Annotated in this window: 15 protein-coding genes; 10 read left to right on the forward strand and 5 right to left on the reverse strand. The window is 33.5% G+C overall.

The features are described 5' to 3' along the window. Positions 1–35: 35 nt before the first annotated feature. The 5 genes from BW983_RS14475 to BW983_RS14495 all read left to right on the forward strand — a co-directional run bounded on the left by BW983_RS14475 (position 36) and on the right by BW983_RS14495 (position 5,300). Positions 36–464 carry an acyl-CoA thioesterase gene (locus BW983_RS14475; protein ID WP_076552605.1) on the forward strand — a complete coding sequence of 143 codons (429 nt, stop codon included), beginning with the start codon at positions 36–38 and terminating at the stop codon, positions 462–464. Between the two features lie 116 nt (positions 465–580). Further along, a complete protein-coding gene (gene pheA, locus BW983_RS14480; RefSeq protein WP_076552606.1) occupies positions 581–1,429 on the forward strand; it encodes a prephenate dehydratase in 849 nt (282 codons plus the stop codon). Between the two features lie 325 nt (positions 1,430–1,754). Next, on the forward strand, positions 1,755–2,414 hold the full coding sequence (locus tag BW983_RS14485; protein WP_228409011.1) for a hypothetical protein: 660 nt from the start codon (positions 1,755–1,757) through the stop codon (positions 2,412–2,414). A gap of 111 nt (positions 2,415–2,525) precedes the next feature. Next, complete coding sequence (locus tag BW983_RS14490; protein WP_076552608.1) at positions 2,526–4,769, forward strand: DUF2339 domain-containing protein; 2,244 nt, start codon at positions 2,526–2,528, stop codon at positions 4,767–4,769. A gap of 108 nt (positions 4,770–4,877) precedes the next feature. Then, complete coding sequence (locus BW983_RS14495) at positions 4,878–5,300, forward strand: hypothetical protein (protein WP_076552609.1); 423 nt, start codon at positions 4,878–4,880, stop codon at positions 5,298–5,300. 50 nt (positions 5,301–5,350) lie between these two features. Here the strand turns inward: BW983_RS14495 and BW983_RS14500 are convergent, their stop codons facing one another. After that, entirely contained in the window at positions 5,351–6,628 is a 1,278-nt protein-coding gene (locus BW983_RS14500; protein ID WP_076552610.1) for a replication-associated recombination protein A, read from the reverse strand. A gap of 100 nt (positions 6,629–6,728) precedes the next feature. Between BW983_RS14500 and yidD the strand changes: the two genes are divergently transcribed. Together yidD and lgt are read left to right on the forward strand one after the other, a co-directional pair. Further along, positions 6,729–6,980 carry a membrane protein insertion efficiency factor YidD gene (gene yidD / locus BW983_RS14505; RefSeq protein ID WP_076552611.1) on the forward strand — a complete coding sequence of 84 codons (252 nt, stop codon included), beginning with the start codon at positions 6,729–6,731 and terminating at the stop codon, positions 6,978–6,980. 443 nt (positions 6,981–7,423) lie between these two features. After that, on the forward strand, positions 7,424–8,272 hold the full coding sequence (gene lgt / locus BW983_RS14510) for a prolipoprotein diacylglyceryl transferase (RefSeq protein ID WP_065394146.1): 849 nt from the start codon (positions 7,424–7,426) through the stop codon (positions 8,270–8,272). A 78-nt stretch (positions 8,273–8,350) separates the two neighbouring features. Here lgt and BW983_RS14515 read toward each other — a convergent pair whose 3' ends face one another. Continuing rightward, on the reverse strand, positions 8,351–8,998 hold the full coding sequence (locus tag BW983_RS14515; RefSeq protein WP_076552612.1) for an isochorismatase family protein: 648 nt from the start codon (positions 8,996–8,998) through the stop codon (positions 8,351–8,353). Positions 8,999–9,354: 356 nt separating this feature from the next. Then, on the reverse strand, positions 9,355–10,872 hold the full coding sequence (locus tag BW983_RS14520; protein ID WP_076552613.1) for a bifunctional ADP-dependent NAD(P)H-hydrate dehydratase/NAD(P)H-hydrate epimerase: 1,518 nt from the start codon (positions 10,870–10,872) through the stop codon (positions 9,355–9,357). A gap of 245 nt (positions 10,873–11,117) precedes the next feature. Here BW983_RS14520 and mscL point away from each other — a divergent pair, with 245 nt between their 5' ends. Continuing rightward, entirely contained in the window at positions 11,118–11,498 is a 381-nt protein-coding gene (gene mscL, locus BW983_RS14525) for a large conductance mechanosensitive channel protein MscL (protein WP_065393895.1), read from the forward strand. A 76-nt stretch (positions 11,499–11,574) separates the two neighbouring features. On the opposite strand, the gene BW983_RS14530 is transcribed toward mscL, so the two are convergent. Beyond that, the gene (locus BW983_RS14530) at positions 11,575–12,534 is read right to left on the reverse strand and encodes a D-2-hydroxyacid dehydrogenase (RefSeq protein WP_076552614.1); all 960 of its coding nucleotides are present in this window, start codon (positions 12,532–12,534) and stop codon (positions 11,575–11,577) included. An 84-nt stretch (positions 12,535–12,618) separates the two neighbouring features. After that, positions 12,619–13,029 carry an LNS2 domain-containing protein gene (locus BW983_RS14535; RefSeq protein WP_065393893.1) on the reverse strand — a complete coding sequence of 137 codons (411 nt, stop codon included), beginning with the start codon at positions 13,027–13,029 and terminating at the stop codon, positions 12,619–12,621. 296 nt (positions 13,030–13,325) lie between these two features. Between BW983_RS14535 and idi the strand changes: the two genes are divergently transcribed. Further along, entirely contained in the window at positions 13,326–13,835 is a 510-nt protein-coding gene (idi, locus tag BW983_RS14540; protein WP_076552615.1) for an isopentenyl-diphosphate Delta-isomerase, read from the forward strand. Then, positions 13,835–14,308: a hypothetical protein gene (locus tag BW983_RS14545; protein WP_076552616.1), complete on the forward strand. Its 474-nt coding sequence runs from the start codon at positions 13,835–13,837 to the stop codon at positions 14,306–14,308. Before idi ends, BW983_RS14545 begins: the two co-directional genes overlap by 1 nt. The last annotated feature ends 5 nt before the right edge of the window (positions 14,309–14,313 follow it).

Genomic DNA, 14,313 nt, shown 5'->3' on the forward strand with positions numbered 1-14,313 from the left:
AAAAATATATTTGTATGTATAATTTAAGACCTAAAATGATACACACAACACACTCAATACGAGTACGTTACGCAGAAACAGACCCTATGAAATATGTATACTACGGTAACTACGCTGAGTACTTTGAAGTTGGCAGGGTTGAACTCTTCCGAAGCATAGGAATTTCATACGATGAAATTGAAAACCAAGGAATTTGGCTACCTGTTTCGGAGTACAAAATTAAGTATATTCGCCCAGCTTTGTATGATCAAAAACTAGAAATTCATACTTATGTCAAAAAAATTCCAGGTGTAAGAATTGAATTTGAATATGAAATTTACAATGAGGAGCATATAAAAATTACAGAAGCATCCACTACTCTATTCTTTTTAGACGCCGAGACCAACAAAGTGATCAAATGTCCTGATTTTTTAATGGAATTGATTGAAGCAAACTGGAATAAAACAATAGATAGCGGTTTATAGATTTAAAAGACGGCAGATAGAATAAATAAATTATTCATCATCAAAATCTTGACCCTATTTGTGAATTAATTTGCACCTTTGCACTGTTATACAACTATACCTTATATATTAATATTATGAAGATTGCATTTTTGGGACCTCACGCGAGCTTTACACAGCTTGCTACTGCACAACTTTTTCCTGATGAAGAAATTTTACCGCAAGCAAGTATATTAGACTGTTTTAGTGCCGTGGAAAACGGAGAAGTAAATAAGGCTGTAGTCCCTTTGGAAAATTCGATAGAAGGAACTGTTTCAATGACACTGGATTATTTATATAAGACCCCTTCAATTAAAATTGAGGCAGAAGCAGTGATGCCCATCGCCCACCACCTGATGATTCACCCTGAAAACTCTGTGGAGAATATAGAGAGAATCTACTCACATCCACAGGCATTGGCTCAAAGTTTCCATTTCTTAGACAGTCATTATAAGAATATTCCTAAACAGGACTTTTCATCCACTGCTGCTGCCGCTAAATATGTTTCAGAGAATAAAGATCTTAAAATTGCCGCCGTAGCCAATCAGTTTGCAGCCAATTTACATGGATTAAATATTATCAATCGAAATATCCAGGATTTCGAACAGAATCATACTCGTTTTATTGTTATTTCAAAACAGCAGAATAAATATGATAACAGCCGCCTTGAAACCTTAGGCGAAAAATCAGGTATGCTGGTTACGCTTCCGGAAGATCATCCTGGAGGATTACATCAGGTTCTATCTGTTTTTGCGTGGAGAAAGATGAACTTAAGCAAAATTGAATCGAGAACTTTAAAAACAGGACTTGGAAACTACTTTTTCTTCATCAATGTAGAAGGACCATGGCAGGATGTATTGCATGAAAATGCCCTAAAAGAACTTGAATCTATTAAAGCAAATGTTGATTTTCTTGGAAATTATAAAGAATTTTTACTAGAAAGTTAAACACCTTAAATAATAACTCAAAAAAACACTGTTGGACATACAGTGTTTTTTTTGTGCATAAAAATAATACACACAAAAGTGATATTCGCCTGATACCAATAGTGTTACCCACCGATTAGTGATTAAAAATTTTAAACCCGTATTTAAATTATTTCACAAAATGGATTAAAATACAAACATATGTTTAAATATATTTCATCATATTAACATTAAATTTAAACAATTCACAATGTTGGGTATATTTTTTATTGTATATTTGCTTAACTAAATTAAAATCTTGATCATGAAAACTAAAATCTACAGCTTAATTGTAGCGTTTGCTACATTGCCTCTATTCTCGCAAGTTGGGATTAACACAAGCACCCCAGCAGCAACCCTTGACGTAAATGGTACTTTAAAAGTAAGAGATACTCCAGCGGCTCCAGCTTTAACAGGGTATCAGATTTTAGGACTAAACCAGAGCACTACTCAGGTATCCACAGTAGACCCACAATTGTTAATCGCAGCCTCAAAGGTGGACCCAACCATCTATGCAGCAAAAAAAATCAACAATGTTTCCCTGCTTACACTAGGAGTTCTTGGAGACTTCAAGCCTGTTAACTTCTCTTCTACAGAGAGGACTATAGGTAGCGCTTCTTTATTTGACAATACTGGATCAGCATACGTCATACCCTCTACCGGCGTATATGCATTAACATATTCGTTCCGTTACGGAACAGGATTGCAAGCTTCCGTACTAGCAGCAGGCTTAGGTATCGGACTCGTAAGAACCAGAGGAGGAGTAGCTACATTAATAGATTCCCGTCCATTCACAGGTGTATCCATTTTAGCAGCAGGTATAACTATATCTGATACCACTATCACTTCATTATACTCTTTTCAGGCAGATGATAGAATTACCTTTGGATTATTAGATCCAGGTGTTACTTTGACACTATTATCTTCAAGTGTTGCATCATTCTACATTTACAAGGTATCCAATTAATAAGAACATATTGTTAGTTATCTATATCGTTAGCCCGTTACCATCTTGTAACGGGCTAATTTTTTAAGAGTATATCGAACACATTTCTTTATATTTGATAAAAACTATAAAATGAGTGAGTATATTGCTGTTATACTAATTGTAGTTATTGCCATCATTTTCAATAACCTGAACACTAAAATCAGAAAACTTGAAAAAGAACTATCGGATCTGAACTCCAAAATCCGAAAAACATCTCCAGAATCTGAAACTAGACATAAAGAAAACTTAACTAGTGAGACCATTGCTCCATCACAAACATTCAATAAGGAGACCGAACCTTATGAAATCAATATACAGCAAGAACAAAATCCAGGATCAACACCTATTACCCACCAAAAAGACTGGCTAAATCCCATATTTGACTTTTTAAAACAAAATGCACTTACCATTATTGGAATCTTCACATTAGTTCTAGGGATAGGTTATTTTGTTAAATATGCCATCGATAAAAACTGGATTGGAGAAACATCAAGAGCAGGAATAGGCTTTTTTACAGGCGCAGGAATTATACTCATCGGTCATTTTCTCAGAAAGAATTATAAAACATTTGCTTCCATCATAACCGGAGGAGGAATTTCGGTTTTATATTTTACCGCTACAATTGCTTTTAGAGAATATCATCTTTTTAGCCAGAACACCGCTTTTGCTATAACCACTTTGGTTACGGTAATTTCCATTATCCTATCCTATTATTATAAAAGTGAAGTTCTTATTATATTTTCATTAATTGGAGGGTTTTCTGCTCCTCTTATGATCAGTACAGGACAAAGCAACTACCCTTTTCTTTTTATTTATCTCACTCTTTTAAATATCGGCATGCTTGCAGTTGCCTTTCTTCAACACTGGAAAAGTGTAGGCTGGACAGCTTATATTTTCACCAGTCTTTACCTTTTTTACTGGAATACCGAACAACCTGAGCTCTTAAGTATTCTGTTTTACAGTATCAGCTATATTATTTTCTACATTTTTGCTCTGCATAATTACATCAGGAAAAGTGAACTTTCTATGTCTGATATTTTAATGCTTGTTTTAATTAATTGCTCTAGCATTCTAGGCATTACTTATGTTTTTAATGAGTTGAAATATGACCCGGTTATTATTTTCCCGATCACATTTGCAATCATTAATGGATTACTGCTTTTCAGAGAATACGGAAAAAGAAATTTCGGGGTACCCTATTCTGTTTTTACAGGAATAACAGTGAGTCTGATTACAATAGCTGTAGCTCTGCAATTTAAGGCTCATCTTATTACAAGCGTGTGGGCAATAGAGACAACCTTACTTCTTTTCATCTGGAAGAAAACGGGACATAAAATTTTTAAAACATGTTTTCAGCTTCTTTTCCCTCTTGTGATTTTTTCACAAACCGTCACTTGGTGTGAATATTTTACAATTAAAAACCTCAGCATTGTATTTAATCCTGTATTTTTAACGAGTCTGGTGACTATTGTTTCAGCCGGGATTAATTTGTATCTACTTAAAAATACAGAAACGAAAACAGAAACGAAAACCGTTAGCTTTTTAGAAAATATCATTACAATAGTAAGCTACGGAATGATTTACACAGCATTACTCTTGGAGATCACCTATCACATGAGTGCTATGCCTTGGACTGTAATTGTAAATGTAGCATTGTTATTTACCGTTTTCTATATTTTCATCTTATTAATTTTGAGAAAACAGCTGAACATTGAAGGTGAATTTCAAAACAGCTTAATTTACTTACTTCTTTTTATAGCAACAATAAATATATCTATTTCCACTTCATTCGTCGTTACTGATATTCTATCAAAAAAACTTCACTCCGGATTTTACCTGCTTCATTTACTTCAATGGATTCCATTTATTTATATGTATCTAAAGATAATCCCATCCTCTCAATTTCATAGATATAAAATATCTTATTGGGCTCTATCCATCGCATTGATTACTATGATAAGCTGTGAACTTCATCATACCTATGTCTTAAATCTTTCTCAAGACTATCTAAGTTCCATCAAAGTAAAAAATCATTTCAACATCCTGTATCTCCCTATAATATGGACCATTCTGGCAAGTATTTTTATTTATATCGGATTAAAAAGGGAAATTAAAGAATACTATAAGATAGGATTTGCCTTACTTGGGCTTATGATCTTAAAACTTTACGGTTATGATGTCTGGCAGATGGACAATATTTCAAAAATAAGTGCATTTATAGTGTTGGGAGTTATCCTGTTATTAAGCTCATTCACTTTTCAACGTCTTAAAAATATTATCAAAAATATGGTTGACAAGAAAGAAAACAGTGATGAAAAAACAGATATAAAATGATAATAAAAACTATTTTATAAATAAAATTTAAAACATATTTAGATTTGATTCACATTTTATAAAAAATAACTATATTTATCACGTTTTTAACAGTTACATATTCTGATTATGAAGAAATTAATCTATACTTTTTTAATCCTTTCGTCTGCAACGTTATTTGCTCAGAAAAAACTTGCGGTTGCCGGTGATATTATTGGAACAACAGAGCTATTCGATTCAGAGAAAAAAGCAATGCATCTTTCGAAAACCTATACCAGCGCAGCAAATCTTCCTGTAAATCTGCAAAAGTTCAGTACTGCATTTCCTCAAGGAATCACGGAATATAAATTCAAAAACGGAGGTCTTGGAAGGGATAAATTAACGTTTCAACAAATCAACAGACAGTACAATATTCCAGAAAACAATACGGTTTTTCTTGACGGACATGAATTCACAGATGCAAAAACTCAAATATTTGCAGAAATCGTAGGAAAAATAGAAGTTAAAGACTACAATGGCAATAAAACACTGTACATTTCTACAAGCAACTAATTGCTGATACAAATAAAAAAGGATACGGTTTTTACCATATCCTTTTATTTTTAATATTTATTAGACCATTTTTTCTTCAGCTCTTCATAAATTTTCTTTTCTGTAGCATTATTTCCCGGCTCGTATAATTTTATATTTCGGATCTCTTCCGGGAGAAAATCCTGCTCTACAAAATTCCCTTCATAGGAATGAGCATATTTATATTCCTTTCCATAATCAAGATCTTTCATCAGCTTTGTAGGTGCATTTCTTAAATGAAGCGGAACAGGAAGATTTCCGGTTTGTTTTACCAGCGCCAATGCTTCATTGATTGCCATATATGCAGAATTACTTTTTGGAGAAACCGCAAGATAGACCGCCGTTTCACTCAATATAATCCTTGCTTCGGGATTTCCGATTACATTCACAGCCTGAAAACAATTATTCGCAATCATCAGTGCATTCGGATTTGCCAATCCTATATCTTCAGCAGCAAGGATCAGCATTCTTCTTGCAATAAACTTAATATCTTCACCTCCGGCAATCATTCTCGCTAACCAATATACAGCTCCATTCGGGTCACTTCCACGCATAGATTTGATAAAAGCAGAAATAATATCATAATGTTGCTCACCATTTTTATCATAAAGTGCCATTGTTTCCTGAAGAACTTCCAAAACATCGGAATTAAGAATTTCTTTCGTATCTGAATTTTTATATTGGTTTAAAACCAGTTCTACAGAATTGATCAGTTTTCTGGCATCCCCACCGGAATATTGAATTAAAGCTTCATTCTCAAGAATTTTAAAATCGGTTCCTTCATCTTTATTGTATCTTTCAGAAGCAATATCAATAAGCTCTTCCAGTTTTTCATAGCTTAAAGCTTTTAAAATATAAACCTGACTTCTCGACAGCAGAGCAGAAACTACTTCAAAGCTGGGGTTTTCTGTAGTGGCACCAATTAAAACAATCCATCCTTTTTCTACAGCATGCAAAAGTGAATCTTGCTGAGATTTATTGAATCTGTGAATTTCATCAATGAATAAAATAGGTGATTTTCCGGAAAACAAATTCTGTTTTTTAGCATCTTCAATCACATCACGGACATCTTTTACTCCAGAAGAAACAGCTGAAAGTTTATAGAATTTCCTTCCCGACTGTTCTGAAATGATTTCCGCCAATGTAGTTTTTCCGGTTCCAGGAGGTCCCCAAAAGATGAGGGAATTCAAGGTATTATTATCAATCATTTTTCTGATTGTTCCTTTTTCTCCGGTAAGATGTTCCTGTCCCAAAACTTCATCGAGAGTTTTAGGTCTTAATTTTTCGGCTAATGGAATATTTTGATTCAAGATACTTTATTTTTAAAGGTCAATATTCAGATTTCTGAGGTCTGAAACTTCTAACAAATTTAAACTAATTTTCATTTTTTTACCCTATTTTTGCATTGTTTTGAAACTTACATTCAATAAAATCATTACATTTCCTTTGGTAATTTTGATAAAATTTTACCAATGGTTCATCTCGCCCTTACTTCCTAAAAACTGCCGCTACGAACCTACCTGCTCACATTATATGATAGAATCATTACGGGTGCATGGTATATTTAAAGGGTTATGGCTGGGCACCAAAAGGATTTTAAGATGTCATCCTTGGGGAGGAAGCGGTTACGACCCTGTTCCACCCAAGCATAAAAATCAGTAATAAACTATTAAATCAATAGAAAAATGAGTAATATTTTTTTCAGAATTTACCTCGTCATGTTTGCGTTGGTCACTCAATTCCTTTTTGCACAGGAATATCCCGGAGGCTTATCTAATGGGACTTTAGATGTCAACGGAAATAATGTTCCTGTAAAAATCTATTCCACAGCAGAGTTTGGAGACCTTAACGCTTTCCCAGACAGACAAATCAAAGATAATGTTCTGGTTATTTTAAATGAATCAAATTTTGAGCCTACCTATTATAATTACACGGCTTCAATTTTAACAAAGTTTCATGATTCCAACTACCAGTTTTTTGATAAAAATTTCAAATTAATCAATACTCCGGTTAACAAAGAGAATATTACTACATTCAAATATGCTGTAAAATCTTCAAAACCTATCATTGATTCTGATAAAGTAGAGCTTAAAACTTCTTTTAAAATCTGGGACCCATCAAAAGGTATTCAATTGGGACCTGTTACGCTGCATTTTTATAGTTTAATGTTTGTCTTTGCTTTTGGTTTCGGATATATTTTAATGTCCAGAATCTTTAAAATTGATAATGTTAACCAAAAGTACCTGGAGCCTCTTTTCACATGGACTTTGATAGGAACAATCCTTGGGGCGAGACTAGGACACGTTATTTTCTATCAGCCTGAATTATTCAAAGAAGACTTCTGGAGTGTATTTTTGCCAATCAGCACAAAAAATGGATTAAAATTCACAGGATTTTCCGGATTAGCGAGCCATGGAGCAACCATTGCATTGATCCTTACCACGCTTTATTACTCTTACAAAATCATTAAGAAAAATCCTTTTTGGGTATATGACAGATTGGGTATTGTAGTTGCCTTAGGTGGAGCATTTGTAAGAATGGGGAACTTTTTCAATTCTGAAATTGTAGGAAAACCAGCAGATCCAAACTCTCCGTTCGCATTACTTTTCCCGCAACAAAGCAGTGAATACGGCCTTACCGTACCACGTTACCCAAGCCAGTTATTTGAGGCAGTAGGCTACGTTGCATTGTTCATTTTATTATGGATACTATATAGAAAAACGAATAAGAAATACCAGCAAGGTTGGTTATTTGGATTGTTCTTTATTATTCTTTGGGCAATCAGATTCTTTGTTGAATTTCTTAAAGAGCCTCAGGGAGACGAGTTTATTCAGATGGGCGGTTTAAATACAGGACAGATCCTTTCTATTCCGTTTATGATTGCAGGAGTTGTGATCATGATTATCTCTAAAAAGTTTATCATTACTGAAGAACAAAATGAGAAACCTGAATAATTAAAATCTTAGATTTATTAAAATAAGAAAAAGGCAAATCTGTATTACTACAAATTTGCCTTTTTCTTATAAGTTTACTTACTTATTGTTTTGCAACGCAACCTCTTGTGCTTTTACATGACTTTCTATCAACGCTTGATAATTAGGCATAACTAATGTTAAAATTTGAGCATATTCGGAAGCTACTCCAAAATCCTTATCCCAAGTTTTAAGAACTTCACTAATTACAGCAGCTGTACTGATAGGAATAACGTTTGCCATTTGCAATCTATTCATCGTAATGTGAGTTGACCAAGTACTCATATCACCCGATGCATCAATAACAGCAAACACTTCATACCCCTCAGCAACAGCTGAAATTGCAGGAAATGCTACACAAATACTTGTTAAAACTCCAGCTATGATTAATTTCTTTTTTCCTGTTGCTCTTACAGCCTCTGCGAAATCAGCATTATCCCAAGCATTAACCTCTCCCTTACGTCCTATATATTTTGTATGAGGGGCTAATTTTTGTATCTCCGGCATTAAAGGTCCATTAGGTCCACTAGGTTCAGATGCTGTTGCTATTACAGGGATATTTTCCAAAGCTGCTAATCTTGCCAAAGCTGAAACATTATTTCTCAATGTTTGTACTTCAATGTCTTTTACAGTTTGAAAAAGTCCACTTTGATGATCTATAAGTAAAATAGCCACATCATCATAATTGATTCTTGTTAATTTTTCCATCTTGTTCTAAAATTGTATATATTAAATATTAAGCAAACACTTTTAATATTTGCAGTTTTCATCATTTATTCTGAAAAGAATGTTTATCAATAACAACCTCTTCTTATTAAAGGAAATAACCAAATTCTTCCTTTAGAAATTCAGAGTAACATTTTGCTATACAAATTTAATAAAAATAAAAAAAACACACGTTTTTCAATACAGAACACAACAAACAATAGCTAAAAATAATAAAATACTCAATTTAAAGGTAAAAAATTAATCATTTTGTTATTTTTAAAAAAAACAAAAATCAGGAAAGCATAAAGTAAATGTGATAAAAAGTAAACAGACACATTTGTTTTTCACTCTTTCCCTCATAAACTTTTGGTAAGTCGCTTATTTAAATCAATAAAAACATTTCCAAATTCATCAATAACCTGCATAGGAAGCATAGATTCTTTTGAATGCTTTTCAGCAGTAAGATCAGCAGCTTTTCCATGTAACCAGACACCTAAAATACAGGCATTTTTCGCTGAATAGCCCTGTGCTAAAAGAGAAGTTAAAATTCCAGTGAGGACATCTCCACTTCCTCCTTTCGCCAACCCGGCATTTCCTGTTATATTATAGAAAACCTCTCCTTCCGGTGTAATAACCTTCGTATGATGATCTTTCAGTACGATATAAATTTTGAGTTCTTTTGCCTTCTCCCTTGCCAATTCCAACCTTTTGAAAGAGTCTTTTGTTTTTCCAAATAATCTCTCAAATTCTTTCGGATGAGGAGTAATAATTGACTTTTCAGGAATTAAATTTTTGTTTTCCTCATCTTTGGAAATAATATTCAAGGCATCGGCATCCAGCACCAATGGATTTGAATAATTTCTAAGAAAACTTAAAAGACCTTTTGCCGTATTTTCATCAGTTCCCAAACCGGGACCAATACCAATAGTCATTTTTTCTTCAATAGTAAATTTTTCAACAATTTTTTCGCCTGCTTCTATAAACATGGCTTCAGGACAAGAGGTTTGTAATATCTCATAACCGCATTTGGGTGCTATTGTAAAAGTAAGTCCCGCTCCGGTTTTTAAAGCGGATTTTGTAGCCAGAACCGCAGCTCCTATTTTTCCGTAACTCCCACCAATAATAACAGCCTTGCCATAAGTTCCTTTATGTGAAAAATCATTTCTGGGCTTGAATAGAGATTCGATAAGGTCATCATCAATAACAAAATATTTTGTTTCTGTAGAGTCTTGATATTTCTTACTTAAATTAATATCCAGTATAATTACTTTTCCCGTATAAATTCCAGCTTCTGGATGAAGAAAACTTCTTTTCCAGCATTGAAAGCTTAAAGTATAATTGGCTTTTAAAATAACAGAATTTTCATCTAGGATTTGATCTATAAACAAACCGGAAGGTACATCAATTGATATTTTAATATTTTTCTTTGTGTTGAGATACTCTATAAGTTCTTTATATTCACCATTCAATGGTCGGGATAACCCTGTTCCAAAAAGGGCATCAATAATTATTGTTTTGTCATCAAAACTATATTGTTCTACCTGATTGAAATTCCGAACTGAAACTCCTGAAATATCGGCAAGTCTTTTAAAGTTAATATATGCATCTTGTGAAAATTTACCTTTAGGATCATTAACAAATACATCTACATCAAAACCTTTAAGATAAAGCATTCTTGCAACAGCGAATCCATCCCCGCCATTGTTGCCTTTACCACAAAATAGAACTATTTTTCTATGATTTTTAGAGTTCTCATTTATCCAGTTTGCTACAGCATTGGAAGCTCTTTCCATCAATAGGACTGAAGCAATAGGTTCATAAGAGATGGTAAATTCATCCCAATTACGAATTTGTTCTGCAGTAAAAATTTTCATAGGTAATATGGGTTTTGAACAGGTTATAAAAGAAATCTAATTATAGCAATACCTCTATAATAAAATACAACTACATCATTAAACAAAATAAAATACAACTATAAAGTTACATTTTTCATTAAAATAAATCATATTGATTCAAGTTAACAATCTGCTTAATTGGAATAAAAAACGACAAAAGTTTATGTTTTTTACATTTTTTAATTATATTTTTGTGTTTATACTAATTAAAAAAAATATAAATTATGGGATTTGTTAAAGAATTTAAAGAATTTGCCTTTAAAGGAAATGTTCTCGATCTAGCTGTCGGTGTAATCATTGGAGCAGCTTTTGGTAAAATTGTTTCGTCTTTGGTTGAAGATGTAATTACTCCTTTGATCTTAAATCCGGCACTAAAAGCGGCTGGAGCAGAAAACATCGCTAAACTTTCATGGAATGGTGTTGCTTATGGAAACTTCCTTTCTGCAGTGATTAGCTTCCTGTGTATTGCTATGGTTCTTTTCTTTATTATTAAAGGAGCTAATAAGGTCAACAAAAAAGAGGCTCCGGCTCCTGCTGGACCTACAGATGATCAGAAGCTATTAGCAGAGATCAGAGACTTATTGAAAAGCAAAAACAATATATAATCTGCAAGTCAAAAGTTTAAAATACAAAAGCACCTTTCAATGAAGGTGCTTTTACTTTTTATATCTATTGTTCCAATTATTGGATCTGTAAAATACTTGAAATCTGATCAGCCAAAGACAATCCTATTCTGTCCTGAGCTTCAAGCGTAGAAGCTCCCGTGTGTGGCGTCAGAGATATTTTTGAGTGATTAAGAATTTCTTTAGATGGAGTTGGTTCATTAATGAAAACATCCAATCCAGCAAATTTCACTTTACCTGAATCTAAAGCTTCAATCAAAGCAGCTTCATCGATTACTCCTCCTCTAGAACAGTTTACGATTGCTACTCCATTCTTCATCATTTCAAACTCATTTTTCCCAATCATGTACCCATCTTTCTGAGCAGGAACGTGAAGGGTAATGAAATCCGAATGTTTTAAAACATCCTGTAATGATTCAGTTTCTATATCTACATTAATAAACTGATTATTGTAGAATTTCACTTTAATACTCGCTCTCCCTACATTGTTATCAGCAGCTACAACTCTCATCCCAAGACCTAGCGCTATTCTTGCCACTTCCTGTCCTATTCTTCCCATACCGATAATCCCGATGGTCTTTCCTCTCAATTCAATCCCAGCAGCATAGGCTTTTTTAAGTCCTGCAAATTCTGTATCTCCTACTAAAGGCATTTTTCTGTTGGAGTCCTGAAGAAATCTCGCTCCCGAAAACAAGTGCGCAAAAACAAGCTCAGCTACAGACTCTGAAGAAGCAGCCGGAGTATTAATCACATGAATTCCTTTTTCTCTTGCATAATCTACATCAATATTATCCATTCCTACACCGCCTCTTCCGATGATCTCGATGGAAGGGCAATTGTCAATAATATCTTTCCTTACCTGTGTAGCACTTCTTACCAATAAAGTACGAATCTTGTGCTCGTTAATATAATCTACCAAAAACTCCTGCGGAACTTTTGTAGTAATAACCTCGAATCCCTTTTCTGTTAATGCATCAATTCCAGATTGATCCAGGCCGTCGTTTGCTAAAACTTTCATAAATGCTACTATATTTAAAAATTGAAAGATTTAAAAATTAAAGGATAAGCTCCATTCAATTTTTAAATCTTTAATTATATTTTTTTATTCTTCGTCCTCTTTGAAAACTTCGATAGTCACTTGCTTTTCTACCAGGTCTGTAAACTTACCTTTATACCTTGTAGCTCTTACCAAGTGGTTGTCTATCCAGTGATAATTTCCACCTCTCGGCTTTCCGCAAAGTACACTGTGGTATTTAAAACCATGTTTATCTAACCAATCTATAGTGATTTGCTTCAGGTTTTCGGTTCTTGAAGTGAAAAAACAAATCTGATGTCCTTCATCATACCATCTGTTGATTGTTTCCAATGCATCTGGGAAAGGTTCACAGGTAACCATTCTTTCGGGTTCTTCATTGGGAACATCATCTGTAATGGTTCCGTCTATATCGATTAGGTAATTTTTAACTCCATCCTTTAGAATAGGACTGATGTGTTCTATGTATTCTAATTCCATCGTTAAAATTTGAGTAACAAAGTTACATTTTTTACAACTAAAAGGGATATTAAACTTCGTTTATGTTAAAAATTTACTATAAAAATCATTATTTGATAAATAATATTAATAATTTATTCACTGTTTCACCAGTTATGATTAAAATTTTTCACTCAGAAGATTTGAAAAACGAAAAGAACTGAACTTTACCTTCATATCATGCGCAATTTCTCTTTTATCCCTCTATAAGATTCTAAAAAGTATGATGTTTATCGAAAAATTTCCAAAATACATTTATTACGCTTACATTTGTAGAAATGGAAGAATTTGTAGTTTTAGTAAATCCTGAGGATGAAGTTTTGGGTTTAATGGAGAAACAGCAGGCTCACGTTAATGGCTTATTACACCGTGCTTTTTCTGTATTTCTATTTAACAGTAAAGGTGAAATGCTTCTTCAAAAAAGAGCTTCGGGGAAATATCATTCTCCTAACCAATGGACTAATGCAGTATGCTCACATCCCAGAAACGGGGAAACTTATTTAGCAGGTGCCAAGCGCAGGCTGAAAGAAGAACTGGGGATAGAAGCAGAACTTTCGGAAAAATTTAATTTTATTTACAAGGCAGATGTTGGCGGAGGACTTTGGGAACATGAGCTAGACTATGTTTTTATCGGAAACCATGAATCTGATTTTAATCTGAATAAAGAAGAAGTGGAAGAAGTACGATTCATTTCTCCTAAAGATCTGGATAAAGAGATCTCTGAAAATCCGGAAAACTTTACGGAATGGTTCAAGATTATCCTTGAAGAATATAAACACCATTTTTAATGATGAAAAAAATACTGCTATTTTCTGCTATTGTATCAGGAAGTCTGTTTTTTGCTCAGAAAGCAACTACTTATGACGCTCCTAACTACTCTATCAATGTACCTGAAGGTTGGAGATCTACCAACGACAGTGATATTATCAATATTTTTCCTACCAATGAAATCGGAGCTATTACTATTTCCGAATATCATGATCTGAACCTTCCCAAAACTGAAACGAAGAAGTTCATTCTTGCTCTTTATCACTCAGATGATGCGGAAAGTAAAGTGAAGGAAAATAAAGGCAAAAAAGGATACACAGAATATTATTATGAATATTTTGATCCAAAAGAAAAACTTTTCTGGATTACAAAAACTTTTCAAAAAGATAAGGATTTGTATCTGGTCACGATTAATTGTGGTCAGAAATTCTGGAACGGAAACTATATGACCCTATTCAATGAGACTTTCAACAGTTTTAAAATAAAGAAATAAGAATT

The organism is Chryseobacterium ureilyticum (assembly GCF_900156735.1).
Lineage (GTDB): Bacteria > Bacteroidota > Bacteroidia > Flavobacteriales > Weeksellaceae > Chryseobacterium > Chryseobacterium ureilyticum.

Coding starts and splice junctions, on each gene's coding strand:
- BW983_RS14515 (WP_076552612.1), bottom strand. CDS start 8,998: ATGGAAAAATTAACAAGAATCAATTATGATGATGTGGCTATTTTACTT.
- BW983_RS14530 (WP_076552614.1), bottom strand. CDS start 12,534: ATGAAAGTTTTAGCAAACGACGGCCTGGATCAATCTGGAATTGATGCA.
- BW983_RS14535 (WP_065393893.1), bottom strand. CDS start 13,029: ATGGAATTAGAATACATAGAACACATCAGTCCTATTCTAAAGGATGGA.
- BW983_RS14520 (WP_076552613.1), bottom strand. CDS start 10,872: ATGAAAATTTTTACTGCAGAACAAATTCGTAATTGGGATGAATTTACC.
- BW983_RS14475 (WP_076552605.1), top strand. CDS start 36: ATGATACACACAACACACTCAATACGAGTACGTTACGCAGAAACAGAC.
- idi (WP_076552615.1), top strand. CDS start 13,326: ATGGAAGAATTTGTAGTTTTAGTAAATCCTGAGGATGAAGTTTTGGGT.
- pheA (WP_076552606.1), top strand. CDS start 581: ATGAAGATTGCATTTTTGGGACCTCACGCGAGCTTTACACAGCTTGCT.
- mscL (WP_065393895.1), top strand. CDS start 11,118: ATGGGATTTGTTAAAGAATTTAAAGAATTTGCCTTTAAAGGAAATGTT.
- BW983_RS14545 (WP_076552616.1), top strand. CDS start 13,835: ATGATGAAAAAAATACTGCTATTTTCTGCTATTGTATCAGGAAGTCTG.
- BW983_RS14495 (WP_076552609.1), top strand. CDS start 4,878: ATGAAGAAATTAATCTATACTTTTTTAATCCTTTCGTCTGCAACGTTA.
- BW983_RS14490 (WP_076552608.1), top strand. CDS start 2,526: ATGAGTGAGTATATTGCTGTTATACTAATTGTAGTTATTGCCATCATT.